At 41.4% G+C, this 16,669-nt stretch carries 17 protein-coding genes and 2 tRNA genes; 7 read left to right on the forward strand and 12 right to left on the reverse strand.

Annotated features, from left to right (window positions below):
- The first annotated feature begins 33 nt into the window (after positions 1–33).
- Positions 34–1,203 (forward strand): PrnB family protein, encoded by a 1,170-nt coding sequence (locus J8Z28_RS00300; RefSeq protein ID WP_062566268.1) that lies wholly within the window; start codon positions 34–36, stop codon positions 1,201–1,203.
- Entirely contained in the window at positions 1,203–2,321 is a 1,119-nt protein-coding gene (locus tag J8Z28_RS00305; RefSeq protein WP_062566267.1) for an aminotransferase class V-fold PLP-dependent enzyme, read from the forward strand. The genes J8Z28_RS00300 and J8Z28_RS00305 overlap by 1 nt, the downstream gene beginning before the upstream one ends.
- Here the strand turns inward: J8Z28_RS00305 and J8Z28_RS00310 are convergent.
- From J8Z28_RS00310 to J8Z28_RS00330, 5 genes are all read right to left on the reverse strand, one after another.
- Positions 2,293–3,057, reverse strand: coding sequence for an MBL fold metallo-hydrolase (locus J8Z28_RS00310; RefSeq protein WP_062566266.1), 765 nt, complete (start codon positions 3,055–3,057; stop codon positions 2,293–2,295). The genes J8Z28_RS00305 and J8Z28_RS00310 overlap by 29 nt on opposite strands.
- Before the next feature lie 69 nt (positions 3,058–3,126).
- The gene (locus J8Z28_RS00315) at positions 3,127–3,627 is read right to left on the reverse strand and encodes a DUF4124 domain-containing protein (protein WP_165385083.1); all 501 of its coding nucleotides are present in this window, start codon (positions 3,625–3,627) and stop codon (positions 3,127–3,129) included.
- Between the two features lie 108 nt (positions 3,628–3,735).
- Positions 3,736–3,828: transfer RNA gene (locus J8Z28_RS00320), tRNA-Ser, on the reverse strand.
- A 53-nt stretch (positions 3,829–3,881) separates the two neighbouring features.
- Positions 3,882–3,972: transfer RNA gene (locus tag J8Z28_RS00325), tRNA-Ser, on the reverse strand.
- 227 nt (positions 3,973–4,199) lie between these two features.
- A complete protein-coding gene (locus J8Z28_RS00330) occupies positions 4,200–4,340 on the reverse strand; it encodes a hypothetical protein (RefSeq protein ID WP_165385084.1) in 141 nt (46 codons plus the stop codon).
- Positions 4,341–4,663: 323 nt separating this feature from the next.
- Between J8Z28_RS00330 and J8Z28_RS00335 the strand changes: the two genes are divergently transcribed.
- Entirely contained in the window at positions 4,664–5,512 is an 849-nt protein-coding gene (locus J8Z28_RS00335) for a diacylglycerol/lipid kinase family protein (protein ID WP_062566263.1), read from the forward strand.
- A gap of 53 nt (positions 5,513–5,565) precedes the next feature.
- On the opposite strand, the gene J8Z28_RS00340 is transcribed toward J8Z28_RS00335, so the two are convergent.
- Entirely contained in the window at positions 5,566–6,495 is a 930-nt protein-coding gene (locus J8Z28_RS00340) for a DMT family transporter (RefSeq protein WP_054563712.1), read from the reverse strand.
- Between the two features lie 101 nt (positions 6,496–6,596).
- On the opposite strand from J8Z28_RS00340, the gene J8Z28_RS00345 reads away from it, so the two are divergent.
- The gene (locus tag J8Z28_RS00345) at positions 6,597–8,039 is read left to right on the forward strand and encodes an aminotransferase-like domain-containing protein (RefSeq protein ID WP_054563711.1); all 1,443 of its coding nucleotides are present in this window, start codon (positions 6,597–6,599) and stop codon (positions 8,037–8,039) included.
- Positions 8,040–8,101: 62 nt separating this feature from the next.
- On the opposite strand, the gene J8Z28_RS00350 is transcribed toward J8Z28_RS00345, so the two are convergent.
- Complete coding sequence (locus J8Z28_RS00350) at positions 8,102–8,902, reverse strand: YggN family protein (RefSeq protein ID WP_054563710.1); 801 nt, start codon at positions 8,900–8,902, stop codon at positions 8,102–8,104.
- A gap of 391 nt (positions 8,903–9,293) precedes the next feature.
- Between J8Z28_RS00350 and J8Z28_RS00355 the strand changes: the two genes are divergently transcribed.
- Positions 9,294–9,482, forward strand: a complete 189-nt coding sequence (locus J8Z28_RS00355; RefSeq protein WP_082389337.1) for a PA3496 family putative envelope integrity protein — start codon at positions 9,294–9,296, stop codon at positions 9,480–9,482.
- A gap of 52 nt (positions 9,483–9,534) precedes the next feature.
- On the opposite strand, the gene J8Z28_RS00360 is transcribed toward J8Z28_RS00355, so the two are convergent.
- The 3 genes from J8Z28_RS00360 to J8Z28_RS00370 all read right to left on the reverse strand — a co-directional run bounded on the left by J8Z28_RS00360 (position 9,535) and on the right by J8Z28_RS00370 (position 11,128).
- On the reverse strand, positions 9,535–10,017 hold the full coding sequence (locus J8Z28_RS00360) for a glutathione peroxidase (protein WP_062566262.1): 483 nt from the start codon (positions 10,015–10,017) through the stop codon (positions 9,535–9,537).
- A 107-nt stretch (positions 10,018–10,124) separates the two neighbouring features.
- Positions 10,125–10,424, reverse strand: coding sequence for an AzlD domain-containing protein (locus tag J8Z28_RS00365; RefSeq protein WP_058585371.1), 300 nt, complete (start codon positions 10,422–10,424; stop codon positions 10,125–10,127).
- A complete protein-coding gene (locus J8Z28_RS00370) occupies positions 10,421–11,128 on the reverse strand; it encodes an AzlC family ABC transporter permease (protein WP_062566285.1) in 708 nt (235 codons plus the stop codon). The genes J8Z28_RS00365 and J8Z28_RS00370 overlap by 4 nt, the downstream gene beginning before the upstream one ends.
- A 151-nt stretch (positions 11,129–11,279) precedes the next feature.
- On the opposite strand from J8Z28_RS00370, the gene J8Z28_RS00375 reads away from it, so the two are divergent.
- On the forward strand, positions 11,280–11,930 hold the full coding sequence (locus J8Z28_RS00375; protein WP_062566261.1) for a cytochrome b/b6 domain-containing protein: 651 nt from the start codon (positions 11,280–11,282) through the stop codon (positions 11,928–11,930).
- Between the two features lie 62 nt (positions 11,931–11,992).
- On the opposite strand, the gene J8Z28_RS00380 is transcribed toward J8Z28_RS00375, so the two are convergent.
- Both J8Z28_RS00380 and J8Z28_RS00385 read right to left on the reverse strand, forming a co-directional pair.
- The gene (locus tag J8Z28_RS00380; protein WP_058585373.1) at positions 11,993–12,445 is read right to left on the reverse strand and encodes a c-type cytochrome; all 453 of its coding nucleotides are present in this window, start codon (positions 12,443–12,445) and stop codon (positions 11,993–11,995) included.
- Between the two features lie 103 nt (positions 12,446–12,548).
- Positions 12,549–13,019, reverse strand: a complete 471-nt coding sequence (locus tag J8Z28_RS00385; RefSeq protein ID WP_054554628.1) for a DUF2721 domain-containing protein — start codon at positions 13,017–13,019, stop codon at positions 12,549–12,551.
- 244 nt (positions 13,020–13,263) lie between these two features.
- Here J8Z28_RS00385 and J8Z28_RS00390 point away from each other — a divergent pair, with 244 nt between their 5' ends.
- Positions 13,264–16,665: a S8 family serine peptidase gene (locus J8Z28_RS00390; protein WP_062566260.1), complete on the forward strand. Its 3,402-nt coding sequence runs from the start codon at positions 13,264–13,266 to the stop codon at positions 16,663–16,665.
- Positions 16,666–16,669 lie beyond the last annotated feature (4 nt).

A 16,669-nucleotide genomic window follows, 5' to 3' on the forward strand; every position in this document is an offset into this window, starting at 1 on the left:
ATTATCGCAATATAATTATTTTGGAGTGAGCCTGTGACTGAGAACACTAAGGCATTTGATAGCTGGCTTCGCACCCGTTTTGTTGAGATCAACAGCGAATTAGAAAAACTATATTGGCAACAAGACGATAAAGCGAATGTAGAGGGTGTCGGTGAGCACCTTAAACGTCAATTAGAGCAAGAAGGTAATGAGCATATTCGTGCCTTACTGGCAGAGGGCAATACCGATGAAGGCTTTGATAATGCCTTTGACTTATTAGGTAATGTTGGCTTGTATATGGCGGCATGCCGTCGCCATGAGATCACTGAGCCTTCTCGTGAAACAAGTTCACCCCTTGTTGAAGCTTCTGCGTTGGCAATGCACATTGGTGCATCTATTGGTGTAACCCCGCGTTTTGCAACGGCGCATTTAACCACCCACAATAAAGCGGTTGATGGCTTGTATAAGCGTTTTACTGACCTTGAAGATGAGAAAATCTTTATTGATTACAATACCAAGGGCATTTTAGCGTATAAGCGCGCGGCAGATGCTTTATTAAAAATTCAGCCGTTAGGGATATCACACCCTATCGCGGCAGATTTACTCGCAGTAGCAAAACAAGCATTGCTTGATGTGATTGAGTCGAACAATACGTTATACAACAAGCTCGATACAGACCGCTTTTTCTATTGTGTACGCCCGTATTACAAGCCGTATCGAGTAGGTAAAGAGGTATATCGTGGCGCGAATGCTGGTGATTTTGCGGGCATTAATGTTATTGATTTACTGCTTGGTCTTTGTTTTGCTAATGAACCTAGTTACTCGCAAATGCTGGTGGATAAATTCTTGTATATGATGCCTGAAGATCAGCAGATCCTGCGTGAAAGCATGCGTATGACAAGTATTATGGATGACTTTTTAGCAGCAGAAGCTGAGCGCGATAGCGAATGGTTACAAACTAACTTAAAGCTGTTCATTCAAGTGTGTAAACTGCATGGTGATACAGCCATTGGCCACCATAATCAGTTGGTCAGTAAATACATAGCGCAGCCTTCACAGCAAATGCAGCAACAACATCTGGATAAAGTCACAGCCAGTGGGCCGCCTTTGCATGTGTTACTTAACTCATTAGAGCAGTTACGTGATCGCCGTGCGGCAGCAAAACGGGATGATATTCGCACTCGGTTTGATGATTTAACTAAGTTAAAACAGTGGATTAAGTAATGAGTAAAGACGATTTTGTAATTCCACAAGGCAGCTATTTGCTTAACCACTCTGTTGGGCGCCCCTTAAAATCTGCTGAGCAGCATTTTCATCAGCAGTTTTTTGCCGCTTGGCAAAATGAAAATAAAGAACCATGGCAACAGTGGTTGCAAGGTGTTGAAGCATTTACGAGTAGTCTCGCTAAATTATTTAACTCGCAAAGTGAGTTATTTTGTCCACAAGTTAACTTATCGAGTGGTTTAACCAAGCTGTTGATGTCGCACCCGCGACTGCAACAAGAAAATTGCAAAGTGTTAATGGCAGAAAGTGACTTTCCAAGCATGGGTTTTGCGATGCAAAAAGCCCTACCTGAAAGTGCTGAAATCGTGTTTATTGGTAAGCATGAAGATTTAACTGATGCGCAGGTTTGGCAGTCATATTTAGCGAAAAATGATATTGATTTAGTCTTTATTAGCCATGTTTATTCAAACACGGGTCAGCAAGCGCCTATTCATGAAATTATAAATATCGCGAAACAACACAACACATTGAGCTTACTAGATGTTGCGCAGTCTGCGGGTATTTTAGAGGTCGACTTAACTAAGCTTGATGCCGATTTTATGTTGGGCTCGAGTGTTAAATGGCTATGTGGTGGACCGGGTGCTGCTTATTTATGGGTTAACAGCAAGCAGCTATCACTTTGTCAGCCACAAGATGTTGGCTGGTTTTCTCATCAAAATCCGTTTGAGTTTGATATTAAGCACTTTGCTTATCATCAAACCGCGTTACGCTTTTGGGGCGGTACTCCTTCAGTTGCACCTTATATTTTAGCTTCGCATAGTATTAATTACTTTGCTGATCTTGGTATTGAGAAAGTACGCGCTCATAACTTAGCAATGCTCGCTCAGTTTCATGATCAATTAGCTGATTATATGCGCTCACCCATACAGGCTGACAAATGCTCTGGTACGGCTATTATGCATTTTGGCGAGCAACAAGCGGCTGTTAAAGCTGCGCTTATTGCAGCGAATATTGCGGTTGATGAACGTCACTTAGGCTTAAGAGTCTCTGCTCATATTTATAATGATCAGCAGGATATAGATACTTTTATCACGACTGTGAAAAGCGCCTTAAATTAAGAGCTTGTCGAGCTTTTGCTTTGACGGAACGCCAGTGCGTCATTGGTTTTTCGGGGACCAGCGCTAAAATTTGCTCAAAGTCGATGTCATCAATACTGACTTCGTTGCTGTGGGCAAACATAATCCGTTTTGGTTGTAGCGCTTTTAGCATCAACAAAGAGCTTAAATACAGCTTCGGGTAAAAAACAGGAAAGGGTGGTACAAGCTGCCCTTTTACTTTCACTAGTAAATCAGCAATGTAAATTCGCTCGCTAGGAATATGATACAGGCTAATATCTCGGTCAGTGTGACCTGGGCTATGTAGTGCTTGCCAATCGTCAAAGCCGGGTAGGGTTGCATCAGTGGCAAGGTAATAGTCAGCATCTAAATGGCGGCTGTACCAAAGATTGTGGCGTTTTTTATTTAACCTACCGGCGACCCACCAAGCTAAAGCGATATCGGTTAAGTGCATTAAGAAACCATCAATGCCTCTATACCATTGACCTGGAGCATTCGACGTCGCTATTTTGCCGCCGCTTAACTTTCTTAGTGCATGCGCTCCACCGGCATGATCTGGGTGCATATGGGTGACTACAATCAGTTTTAAGTCAGTGATGGGGCGCTTTAGTTGTTCGGTAATATAGTCAAATACTGTATCAACATCAGCACGGCAACACCCATCAAGTAGCATCAATTTATCTGGATATTCAACTAAATAGATATTTTGAATATAACCTTCGAGCGTGTGAATGTGCAAAACGATTGATCCCTAAACTAAATCAGCAAATGTTGTTATATCATGTCTGACCAGTTTTAGTAAGTTAAGCTAATTGGATTGCGTGCCTCGCTCTTTGAGCTGCTTTTTGTTTTCTTCTAGCTGTGCTACTTGTTTTTCGAGGATGCTGATTTGGCTTTTATAGTAAGCGTTAATACGCTCACTTTGTTTGCTGATAGCATCATCAATAGACGCTGCGCCTAACCTATTTGCGGCATCTTGCGTCATATTATTGAGTTTATCGATGCGCTTACTTTGTTGTTTTTGTAGTTCTTTAATTTCTAGCTGAAGGCGCTCTATTTCACGATCGGCTTTTTGAATTTTTAAATAATCTTCAACACTTAAGTCGGCAGGCTTTTGTGGCTTTTGCGGCTGCTCTGTAGCTGGTGTTTTGCTACTTGCTGGTGGCGGTGAAATTTTCACGATTACTGCATCTTTCCCACAAGGCTGCTCCGTAAAAGTGGCAACCCCGTCAATCATGCACTTATAAATAGTAGCTTGACTGTAGGCGCTGGCAAATAGGGCAAGAGTAAAAAATGCAAAACGAAACATAGCATCACTTTGTGTAGCAAATAGATACTTAGCATGCATGAAATATAATGAAGTGTGCAAGTTTTCGGGCATAAAAAAACCGCTTAAAAGCGGTTTTTAATAATAAAATGGTGGAGAAGGAGGGATTCGAACCCTCGATAGAGCTACAAACCCTATACTCCCTTAGCAGGGGAGCGCCTTCGGCCACTCGGCCACCTCTCCAGCGCATAATTCTGATTGTAATTTGCTGAAATTAACCAACAAATAAAAATAAGTGGTGGAGAGATAGGGATTTGAACCCTAGAGGGGCTACAAACCCCTGCCGGTTTTCAAGACCGGTGCATTCGACCACTCTGCCATCTCTCCACATCGTGATGCGAGAATAATACTTAGCTGAATCGGCTGTGTAAATAGGAAAAAGTTTGTTTGCTTGTTTTTTGAGCGTAAAGAGGGAGTTTTTTGTAAAAAGGTTTAATTAATTGCTGTTTTTAACTTAAAAGAAAGGGGTTGGAGCAGTAAACGGAGGAGCTAAAGAAGGATCTTCGTTAGTGGTTGGGTGTTTACTGCACCGATAAAGTAACCATGGTTGGGGATTACTTTTGTTGTACTACGCCGCCAAGAGCTAACTTTTTGCCGTAGCGATTTAGTTTTGCCAACATTTTTGCTTTGCGGTTTGTTGGTTTTACGGCAACATGAGTTGCAGCGTTTTGGTTTAATGTATTAATTGGGTTCATTACTTTGCTCCGGGTTGTGTTTGGTTGAAAACGTGAGTATTTTGCAATCAAACTGAACAAAAATAAAACGATAAAAATTGAGTCTGTCGGATAACTTTTTCTAATCCAAAAACCTTTTATTAACATGGGGTTAAGTTTTTAACTTAGTGGTATCTTGCATTCTTATGCAGTTTGTTTAACGCTGAAGTGTAGGTAAATAAAGGTTTTTAGTTTTTATTCTTTTTATTTATGCGTTTTTAGAGTGAGAAAGTGACTAAATATTCAGATTAATATAATTTGAACGAGTGTGGTGTTTTTCCATGCAAGAAAAGAAGTAACCGTTGATGTTGATAATAATAAAGCCAAGTGACAAAAAAAATCATAAAAACAGTGTTGATTGGCTACTAAAAGAATGTAAAAAAAGACAGATTGAGCCTGAACTGTATTTAACCACAGGCAAGTTTGAGAATGATTGCGCTGATATAGCGCTTTTAGCTAAGAACCAGACTCAAGTTGTGGTGATTGGTGGTGATGGGACGCTGCATTTAGCTGTTAATGCATTAATGTCGAGTCGCTGCTCTATCGCGTTAATTCCGGCAGGCACAGGAAATGATTTTGCTCGTGGCTTTGCGTGTAAACAACAGGCTTGGTATGACGCTGTTTTTATTAGCCGTACTGAGTTAATCGATGTTGGACAAATCAATCAGCGCTATTTTATTAATGTGGCGGGAATAGGTTTTGACGCTGAAGTCGTGACTCAACTAAATAAAGCCGGAAGTTTTAGCTCGTTTGGCTACACTTGGCAGGGCATCAAGCAGCTATTTTCATTTAAGGCACAGTCAGTTCAGGGTGAGTTTAATGGTAAAGCACTCAGCTACAGTAATTTAGCGACGATTTTTGCTAATCATCATTACTTTGGTGGTGGCTTAAAGATTGCCCCTCGGGCAAAGTTAAATGATGGTCAGCTTGATTGCTACTGCATGCCAGCTGGCGGTTTGTTGAAAAACCTGATCAGCTTTTTGTATTTACTGCTCGTAAAGCATCATGGTTTGCAAGCGCTAGAATATACCCAGTTAACAACTGCAGAGGTCACCACGAAAGGGTTGGCTATAGAAGCCGATGGTGAGCTTGTTGGTTTTACTCCGGCTAAGATTAAGATACACAAACAAGCACTTCGTTTTCATATGCCATAAAAAAGCGCCGGCAAATTTGCCGGCGCTTGGTGTTAGAGGCGACATAGTCACTTCTAACTGGGGACGGAGCTTTTTTGCTGTAGGTTACGTGCAGCAAAAAATGCTTTAATTTGTCGAGTAGGAGTCAGCACGATAGCATTACCGAATAACACCAAGCTAAATCCCATAAAGGTATTCGCTTGCCATTCAAATCCTTCAAATAAAGTACTTAACACCACTGCAACCAGTGGGAATAACACGATCACATAGCTTGCGCGCTCAGGGCCGATGTTTTTAAGTAGCGCGAAGTAACAAGCAAATGCGATTACGGTGCCAAACACTGCTAAGTAGAAAAGCGATACCCAATAGCTACTTGGGGCGTTCAACGTGAGCTCAACGTCGCTTACTAAAACATAAGCAGCTAGACCTAAAGCGCTGTATAACATACCCCAGGCATTGCCTTGAAGTACGCCAATGTTACGTTGTGAATTTCGAACACTGACCATATTCCCCAATGAAGCCACAAAGGTTCCAGATAGCGCAAGTAGTAACCCGACCAACGCACCGTTACTCAAGTCGAATTGCTGAATTTGTGGCCAAAATAAGCTGGCAATACCCATTACGCCAAGTAGAGCCCCAAAGTAAATTCGTTTAGCAATTGGCTTTGCGAAGAACAAGCGGGTGTTAATAATGTTCATCAATAGCAACATCGAAAACGCTATTGAGGCCATTGCTGAGGTGAGATAGTTCTGCGCCCAATACAGCACTAAATAATTTAAACCAAAGTTAAATAAGGCTAATAAAGCAAAAAATCCGTGATCACGCAGTGAATAATGCATAGGTAGCTTTTTCATGAGCACAAAGGCCCACATTAAAATAGCTGCAATGGCAAAGCGGTAAAATAAAGAGACCTCAACAGCGACATCACCTAGTTGAAACTCAATAGCTAGCCAAGTCGATCCCCAGATCAGTACTGTAGCAAGGTAGAGAGCGGCGCTTTTCATAGTTAGTACCCAAAAATTGAAAGTATGTTCATTTTAATCCTCTTCTGTATACTTAACATATACAGAAAACTAGAAATGCAACCTATACAGTTTGGTGGGCTATGTCACAAGTTATCAGTCGTAGTAACAGTGAGTTCTTATATCAACAAGTTATTCAGCTAGTTAGAGATCTTTGCTTGCAAGGCTCGTTATTACCGGGTGAAAAGTTACCTTCGCTCAGAAAAATGGCAGACAAGCTCAACATCAGTATTCCTACTGTAAAACAAGCGTATCAATTACTTGAAGGGCAAGGATTGATTGAAGCAAGAGAAAAGTCAGGGTACTTTTTAAAGTCTTCACAGTTAAATCAGTCACGACCAAAGCGAGTTAGGCTCAGTCGAGAGCCGACCACAGTCAATAAGCAAGGCTTGATTGAGCAAGTCTACAGCGCTATCCATAAAGCTAATGTGGTGCCATTTGGTATCGCCAACCCTGTAGCCGCTGCACCGACAGATAAAGCACTGGCACGAACAATGCGCCGAGTAATGACATTAGCGGGCGCATCGGCAATTAATTACGGCCCGATGGATGGCTTTGCACCACTTAAAAAACAACTCATTCATCGCTATCTTGATTTTGGCATTGGGGTTGATAGCGATGAATTAGTGATCACCAATGGTGCTCAAGAAGCGTTGGCGATTGCCCTTAAGTGTGTCGCTAAACCCGGTGATGTTATTGCTATCGAGTCGCCTTGTTATTTTGGCATTATCGAATTAATTGAAAGCTTAGGCTTAAAGGCACTGGAAATACCGCTATGCCCCGATGAAGGAATATGGCTAGATGATTTGGCTCAAGCACTCGATGAGCATGATATAAAAGCCTGTGTGTTTTCAACCTCATTAAATAATCCTGTTGGCAGTTTTATGCCTGATGCCAAGCGTGAGCAATTAGTGGCACTTTTAGAGCAGCGTGACGTGGTGCTTATTGAGGATGATGTTTATGGCGACTTACATTTTACAGCTAAGCGTGCCACTCCTGCACAAGCTTATTCAAAAAAGGGCTTAGTGATCACCTGCGCGTCGTTTTCAAAAACAGCCGCACCTAGTTACCGCATTGGTTGGATCATTGCCGGTAAGTTTGCAGAGCAAGCAAGGCGACACAAACGTGCGCTTAGTTGCTCAGCGCCACTTATAAACCAGTGGACCTTGTATGAGTTTATAGCTAGCGGTGAGTACGACCGTAACATTCGTTTGCTTAGACAGCGCTTAAGTACCAATAAAGAACGTATGATTTGGTGCCTGCAGCAATATATGCCAAGTTGTGCGCGTATAAGTAACCCGCAAGGGGGCTGTGTTATCTGGGTTGACCTTGGTAGCCAATATGATGCGGTAAAGTTATTCCACTTGGCATTAGAGGCGGGGATCAGCATTACTCCAGGTTTGATATTCTCAGCGGGTAAAAAGTACCGTAGCTGTTTTCGCTTAAGTTATGGCTTGCCTTGGTCTGAAAACTTAGAGCAGGCGATTAAAACGTTATCGCAACTGACTGTGCTGGCCAAAAAATAAAAAAGCGCAGAGCAAGCTCTGCGCGAAAGGACCAAGTGTTTTGGTTCAGGGATGTTAATTCATTACTCTGCGTTCTGTTTAAAAGTAAATAGTTGATACTCTTTTAGCTCTGGTACTAGAACCACTAGCTCTTGCTCTTTATGAGCGATATCAGCAAAGCTGCCGCATAACGCATCTGCACGCTCTTCAAGTTGAGCTGCCTGTGTTTCTACACGAGCTTCGATTTGTGCGCCCATGTTTTCCATACGTTGCTCAAACTCATCCATGTCGCCACCTGAACCTAAAAGTTCAGAGCCTAGCGCCACTAAAATACTGCCCATCGATTGCATCATGGCTGACTCGACAGCCGATTCGATTTGCTCATCGAATTGGTCTTCAAAGTTTTGGCCAAATTTTTCGAAATTTTGCTGACCCATGGTGAACGCACCTTGCTGATAGAAAGCGTTTTGTACTTCTACGCTGATATCGTCCATTAATTCTGAAATGTCGCTTAGGCCATCAATATTGAAAGCATTTGATACTTCTTCGATGGCTACACCAGCTATTTTTACACCATCAAGTGCGATATTTGCTACTTCAGGAAGTTGGCTGCGTAAGCTGTCTGAGTAATCTGCAATTGCTTGCTGTTGTGAAGCATCAAGCGACACGCTTTGACCATCGATATATAAAGTGTGTTGATCGATGATTTTCATAGTGCGATTATCGGCTGTGTATACTTCTAACTCGCTTGGTGTAATGCGTACATCATTTATAAATTCAACATCACACTGCTCACCGCTGAATGAAATATTTGTATCATTATCGTTATGAGCCATTGCGCCGGTAGCGATAAATAAAGAACTTACTAACAATAACTTTTTCATTTTTTTCTTTCCTGTTTGAAATGACACAAATACATAATCAAATTGAATGCCAAAATTTATAAATTCAATTAATTCAAAATCTTGCTGTGTTTTGAGGCTTTTTCAAAAATTGCGGGGAATAACTTTTTAACCATTTTTTAGTCAAATTAACTAAAAAATACACATGCATAAATGACTTTTATCGAAACGATAAAAAACTCTCACTTTTCAGAAATCAAATTTAGCGCTATTTATTCACAATATTGACATATGACCTATTTAGCATGGGTGTATGGCTTTATTTTGGTGGTTTTTTAGATACTAAATTACTACTGAGCTTTTTAATCTTTGCCAATTCATCGAGCAAATTTTAATCTCAAGAATTGGTCTCAAACACTTTATGGAGTGGGTTGTGGGTAAGACATTTAGTTATGACGCGCTAGATGACGATTTTGTTGAAGACGAGTACGAAATGGTCGGGCGTAATCAACACGACAAGAAAAAGCAACGCGTAAAGAAGAAGTTGGAAGACTATCTTGAACAAAAACGCTTGCGCAGAAACTTAGGCGATGACGACTTTGACGAGTACTTGAACGACTAAGCATAAATTTAGATAAAGAGGCAATTTGCCTCTTTATTGCTTTTAGGCTTTGTTATTTGTCCAGCGCAGCTGCGATGTCTGACTCGAGCTGTTCAGGCTTTGTCAGTGGCGCATATCGCTTAATGGCCTTGCCATCTTTACCAATTAAAAATTTGGTGAAATTCCATTTTATTTTGCGGGTGATAAACCCCGGTAATTCTGATTTTAGGTATCTAAAAACAGGGTGAGCATGTTCGCCATTCACATCGACTTTGCTCATCATTAAAAAGCTAACGCCGTAGTTAATTAGGCAGCCTTCTTTAATTTCTTTTGCATCACCTGGTTCTTGTTTTCCAAATTGGTTACATGGAAAACCAATTATTACTAAGCCTTGCTCATGATACTTTTCATGCAGTGTTTGTAAGCCTTCATATTGTGGAGTGAAACCGCATTTACTTGCGGTATTTACAACAAGCACAACCTTGTTTTCAAAATCAGAAAAGTCAACGGTTTGGCCTTGTAGGCTGGTGGCAGAAAGTTGGTGAAATTCGCTCATAATGATAACTTTTTATTATTGTTGCATTGATTCTAACTTGCTTGGCATTTTTCTAAAAGGGTAAATTTTAATCAGCGGTTTTTCTTACTTGGCGTTAAGCATCGCAGCTAACTTAAAATTATAAACAATCCCATCCCTGCCAGTGTTGTGTAGTATATGTTATGTGTTTTATAGGCCACGATAACAGACACAACAGCAGCACTTAGGTAAGGGTTTTGCCAATCTAGATTTATCCCTTCGTCATTAATAAACACAATGGGCACCCAAATTGCGGTGAGTACTGCAGGGGCGCTAAAACTTAAGAATTGCTGCATTTTCGGGCCGACTTTAAACGGTAATGCGCGGTGTAAAAATAAGTAACGTGTGAAGAAGGTGATACACGCCATTAATAAAATGGTGGTCATCATTGTGTATGCTCCTCTTTTGCTTGCCAGCGACTAATTAGATAACCAACCGTCATAGCGATAAGAGCCGCGGTGACAAGCCAAAGTTGAAAGCCCTGACTTTTTAATAGTGTTGCAACAACGCCTGCGGTGATCACTGTAGCCAGTGTTGCAAGGTTCTTTACACCCGGAATAACTAAAGCAATAAACGTGGCAGCGATGGCAAAATCAAGGCCAAGATTTGTTAAATCGGGAAGGAGACTTCCTGCGACAATACCTAGCAAGGTCCAGATATTCCAAGCAATATAAAAACTAAAACCGGCACTGAGTGCATAAATAAGGCGCACTTTTGTGCGGTACGCTTTGCGATGGTGCGAAAAAGCAAATAACTCATCCGTCAGTACAAAACTCACTGGTAGTCGCCAACGAAAGGGTTGATCTATGACTTTGTGGCGAATAGCTAAACCATATAAAAAGTGCCGTGAGCTAATAATGAGAGTGGTAAATAAGATAGTTAAAAGCGGGGTATTGCCGGCCATTAATTCAATCGCAACGAGTTGTGCTGATCCTGCAAATACCAACAACGACATAGCTTGTGTTTCTAAAGCACTGAAGCCATTTTGAACGGCTAACGAGCCACATAAAATCCCCCAAGGTAACACCGCAAGACATAAGGGGAGCATGTCGAAAAACCCTTTTAGCAAGGCTCTTATTGTTGATTTATGCATCTTATCGCTCATGTTTGTTGTTATGGCTCAGATCAAAACAGCTGAAATAGAGGTGTGTCAAAATAACTGAAGTTTGCAATAATGTATAGCCGAACCCATTGCTGAAATTTCATATCTGCAAGTTATAAGCGTCTTTAAAGGGAAAGTTACAATGTCTAAAGTTAAAGTATGGGATGGCTTTATAAGAAGCTTCCATTGGTTATTAGTTGCGGCCATCGCAACCCTCTATTTTAGTGCTGAAGAAGGTATGTTGGAGCTGCACTTTGCTGCAGGCTACTTCACTCTAGCGCTTATTATTACACGTCTTGTTTGGGGCCTTATTGGTAGTAAAACGGCAAAGCTGTCTGCGCTTATTCACTCACCTGTTGCTGCAATTAAGTCATTTACAAGCAATGAACATAAGGCGGGTCACGGCGCGGCGGGTAGTTATATGGTGATAGCCTTTTTTGCGTTACTCATTGTGCAGCTAACCTCTGGCTTAATGACTAGTGACGATATATTAACGGATGGTCCACTCGTCGAGCATGTATCCTCAGATACCGTAGAGTTTGCCGGTTGGTTACATCATTTAAACTTTGATATTTTGTTGTATGCCATTGTGTTGCATGTAATAGCGATTGTGATTTACCGCATTAAAGGAAAAAACTTAGTGAAACCTATGCTTACGGGTAATAGTGAGCAAGTTGCGGTTACTGAGCCTGTCACTAAATCACCGTTGATAGCTTTTGTTATTTTTGCAGTGTGCTTAGTGGTGCTATTTACGACTTGGGGTGCAGAGCCGCTCAGCTATTTGCTTGGGTAGCAACTTCAAAACATGAAAAAAAGGCGCTAATAAGCGCCTTTTTAGTTTAAATCATAACTAGACTAGTCTTTGAAAGACTTATGGCAATCTTTACAGCCTTTAGCCCAAGCGCCAAATGCTTTGCCGATTACTTTCTTATCGCCACTTTGTGCTGCTACTGCTAGCTCATCAGCATATTGTTGGAAAGCAACTGCTTTTTTCATAAAGGTTTCGTTGTCGCTCCATACAGCTGCAAGTGCAGATGTATCACCCTTGTCAGAACCCGCTACGAAAGCTTCCCAAGGCATTTTAGATAATGCCGCTGCATTGTCGGCACGCTTTTGAAAACGTTCTGCATCAAAAGGTACTTTTCCTTTTAGCATATCGCCCATGTCACCAATTTGTACGCGGATCATTGAAAATGCTGCTTGACGATACTCGATTGCATCGCTTGGCTCTTCAAATACAGAATTTGCTGAAGCGCCTAGTGCCATTGTTGAAAGCATTGCACCCACTACTAATTGTTTTAATTTCATTCCTTTTGCCCCTTAAGATGTCATAAAAGTAAACTAACTGAGTTTTATCTTAGCTCAATATAATATTCAAGTGTATCGCGGTTAATCTTAACTTAAGTTTAATTTAATCATTTATATCAATATCAGCGAAGATCATGCCGCGGCGCATGCTTCTTGTTGCTAAGAAAACCTCGCATAGTAAAGATAAAAATCCACATATCAAAAGCGCCATAGCAGCCACAAAGCAGCTAGCAATTGTCACGCTCAAGTTGATAGATTGAATATGCGATAAAAATAGACACATAACCACAGCACATACTAATAAGGCACTGAGTACACTTAGACTAAATGCAATATGGATGCAGCGAGAGCGTTTCAACAGTGCCCTTAGCTCCGTTGTTAATGACTTATTGAAGTCTTCATCCGTACTGACTTTAAGTTTACGTTCTAACTGTCTCGCTCGATCGGTAATACGCGCTAAGCGGTTTGAAAGCACGCCTAACGTTGCAGCAATACCGGTAATTAAAAAGACGGGTGCAACAGCCGTTTGAATCACCTTTGCCATGGTAAGAATGTTGATTACTTCTGAATTCATTTTCAATACTCTATTTACTAAAACTCAACACACTGTTCATTTACAAATATTTACAACTCTAGCTTGCATCTTTAAATCATTTTAAAACAATATGTTACTTAAACTCAGTGTTCTTTGTTTTAGCTGAATGTAATTCTTATGTAACAGAAATGTTGTTCTTGCTAGGGTTTCCGTTTTATATTAGTTCTGAAACTTTGTTTCAATCACTATTTAGACGATAACATAACATATCCCAGGGGAACCCATGTCTAAAAATCTAATAAAAAGAACTGCAGTTGCTTTGGCTGTAACCAGTGCAATGTGCGCTAGTGCACAAGCCAATGACTTTTCTAAATATAATCTTGCCGGCAAAAAATTAATCCAATCGAGCGCGGTAACTAAAAAAGAACAAAAAGCTCATCGCGAAGCTACAAGCTGGTTAATTAAGTTAAATGCTCCAGCATCAGTTAATGCTAAAACAATGGGCGCGGATGTAGCGTCAATTCAAGCGCAAGCAAAAGTAGCGCAAGCAAGCGTAGAGCAAGCAATCAATAGTATGGACTTGCCTGTACAAGTTGTCGCTAAAACATCAACACTAGTAAGCTCAATCGTAGTCAATGGTAATAAGCAAGATGTTGCTAAGTTACTATCGAACTCTCAAGTTGAGGGCATTTACCCAGTATACGATTATGAATTGCATGTTGCTGACAGCGCTGACTATATTGAAGCAACTCCTTTAGTATCTAATGGTTTAGCAACAGGTGAAGGTGTTCGCGTTGCTGTGCTTGATACAGGTATTGACTACACTCATACCGCTTTTGGTGGTGCGGGGACTGATGAAGCCTATGCGGCAGCTATTGCTGATCCTGCGTCAGTTGATTGGCCACAAGGTAAAGTATTAGGTGGTTATGATTACATTAACGATGATGCCGATCCTATTGATGTAGATACAAACCACGGTACACACGTTTCTCACTCTGTTAACGGTATTGCACCAAACGTAGATTTATTTGTTTACTCTGTATGTAATAGTGGCTGTCCAGGCCTTGCACAACTTTTAGCTCTTGAAAGTGCAATGGATCCGAATGGTGACGGTGATATGAGCGACCGTGTTGATGTTGTAAATATGTCACTTGGTGGCGATTACGGTGATATTGCAAACGATGCAGTTGGCCTATTCATCAACCAAGCAGTTAAACTTGGTACAAACGTTGTTATCTCTGCTGGTAATGATGGTGCTTATCCATTCATCGTAGGTGGCCCAAGTACAACTGAAAACGCTCTTTCAGTGGGTGCGATGACTCACCCTACCGGTGAAGAATCAGTTGGTAGTGGTACAGTTAATGGTGAAGAAGCTGTTGTGCAGCCAGCCAGCTTTGGTCCACAGATGGCATTTAGCTACACTAATGAAAACTTGGAACTTGTGTACCCAGATGCAAATCAAACGGCTTGTGAAGCGTTTGCTGACGACGTAGATTTTACAGGTAAAGGCGTTATCATAGACCGTGGTGCATGTGCATTTACAGTTAAAGTATTAGCAGCACAAGCTAAAGGCGCAGAGTTTGTTATTATTGCAAACAATAATGACGATGGCACGCCAGCACCTATGGGCGGTTCAGATCCAACTGTTACTATCCCTTCTGTAGGCGTAACGTTTGCAGCTGGTACAGCTCTAAAAGCGGGCGGTACGTTTAACCTAACAGTTGAGCGTCTTGTTATGTCTGGCGCGATTGCTGATTTCACATCGCGTGGTCCTTCAATGGGCGGGCTGTTAAAACCAGAGATTACAGCACCAGGTGTAAACATCATGACTGCTCATCCTGGTCTTGGTGATGGTCTTACTGGCGCAACAGGTACTTCATTCTCGGGTCCTATTACTGCTGGTGCGGTGAGCTTATTAAAAGAAGCGCTGCCAGAGCGTAACGCGTTTGAAATTAAAGCGACATTAATGAACACGGCAAACCTAAATGTAACTATGGAGCCGTTAGCGATTAACCCAGACGCTGAGCTTGCACCAATTAGTTATATCGGTGCGGGTCTTGTTGATGTAAACAAAGCGGCTAACTTACCGGTTGCTGCTTGGGCTGCAGATACCAAACAAGCTGCGCTTTCGTTTGGTTTAGTAAACGCATCAGAAACAGTTGAGCTTACTAAAACAGTTCAAGTTAAGAACTTCTCTAACGAAGACCAAGTGTACACACTTTCTCTTGAACAACGTTATGCAGACGATGTTGAGCGTGGTTCATTCTCACTTGACTACCCAGAGTCAATTACAGTGCCAGCAGGTCAAACAATGTCATTTGACGTGACAGCAACAATTGATCCTGCAACTCTACCTGAGTGGACTTTAACTGAGGAAAATATTGGTTCTCAAGATGCTACGGCTGACTTAACTAACCTAGAGCTTGATGGTGCGCTAATCTTCTCTGATGGCAGCGATGAAGCATTCCACCTTGTTTATCACGTATTACCAAAAGCAAATGCGGCAATGAGCTTCATGCCAGTTGTGACTGATAACGGCGTTGCACATGAAGTAACAAACACAGGTGCGGTAGCACTTGATCCTGTATTTGCTCCTACAGTAATGACTGATGATATTGATGAAGACCAACGTTTTGACTTAGTAGGCGCATCAATCGAAACATTTGCTGTATCAGCTGAAATTTGTGAAAGCGGTTATGTAACACTTACTACATTAGTGCTAAACGAGGGAATTACTCACTCTTACGTGGGTGGTTTCATGGCTGACTTCGATATGGACCAAGATGGTGTTTACGATGTTACAGTACAAAATGGTAAGTTAGAGTGGTTCTACGATGTTGAGCCGGGCACTGCAATTACCTTTACTCACGGCTATGGTAGTGCTTCTGGTTTCTTAGATAATTATTACCAAATTATCGGTAACAACCACCTCACAATGCAAAGCTGTATTGAAGCATTTGGCCTAACAGCCGATGACATTGGTCGAGCAACTGTAGATGTTCGTTTCCGTACAGAAGAAGAAACATGGACACCAATTGCAACTGAAGAAGGTGATGTTGCAATGGGTACTTACACATTCACAGATGCATCAAGTGATGTATATGCAATGTTTGTAGATGAAGCTGGTGAAGCTGTTAGCTCAATTGAACCAGGTGCTTCAGCTACTTTATACAATGCAGGTGAAGACTTCATGATTCTTTCAGACTCGGGTTCTAAAGCGTATGCTGCAACACCTGAATCAGACTCGAATACTCCACCAGTTATTGTTGATACTGAGTTCTCTGTTGATGAAAACACTGAAAATGGTACGGTAATTGGTACGCTAGAAGCAACTTATGGTGCTGATTTAGCAAGCCCTGTTACAGAGTTCATTGTAATTAGCTCAAGTTCAACAGCTATTTCAGTAACATCTTCAGGTGATGTTGTAGTTATGAATCAAGACGTACTTGATTATGACGCTGGTTTAACATCAATTGAACTAGAAGTTGTTGCAACTGACAGATCAGGTAATGTTTCAGAGTCTGCTATGGTAACTGTTACAGTTAACAACCTAGCTGATGAAGCGTCTGAGCAACCAGTTGTAGTTGAAGAACCAGAGAAGAAAAAATCTTCTTCAGGTTCACTAGCATGGTTAACATTACTTGCTACACCGTTCGCATTTATGCGTCGTCGTAAGCAAAAGTAATTAC

Origin of the sequence: Pseudoalteromonas sp. SCSIO 43088 (genome assembly GCF_023650795.1) — a bacterium.
Classification (GTDB): Bacteria; Pseudomonadota; Gammaproteobacteria; order Enterobacterales; family Alteromonadaceae; genus Pseudoalteromonas; species Pseudoalteromonas shioyasakiensis.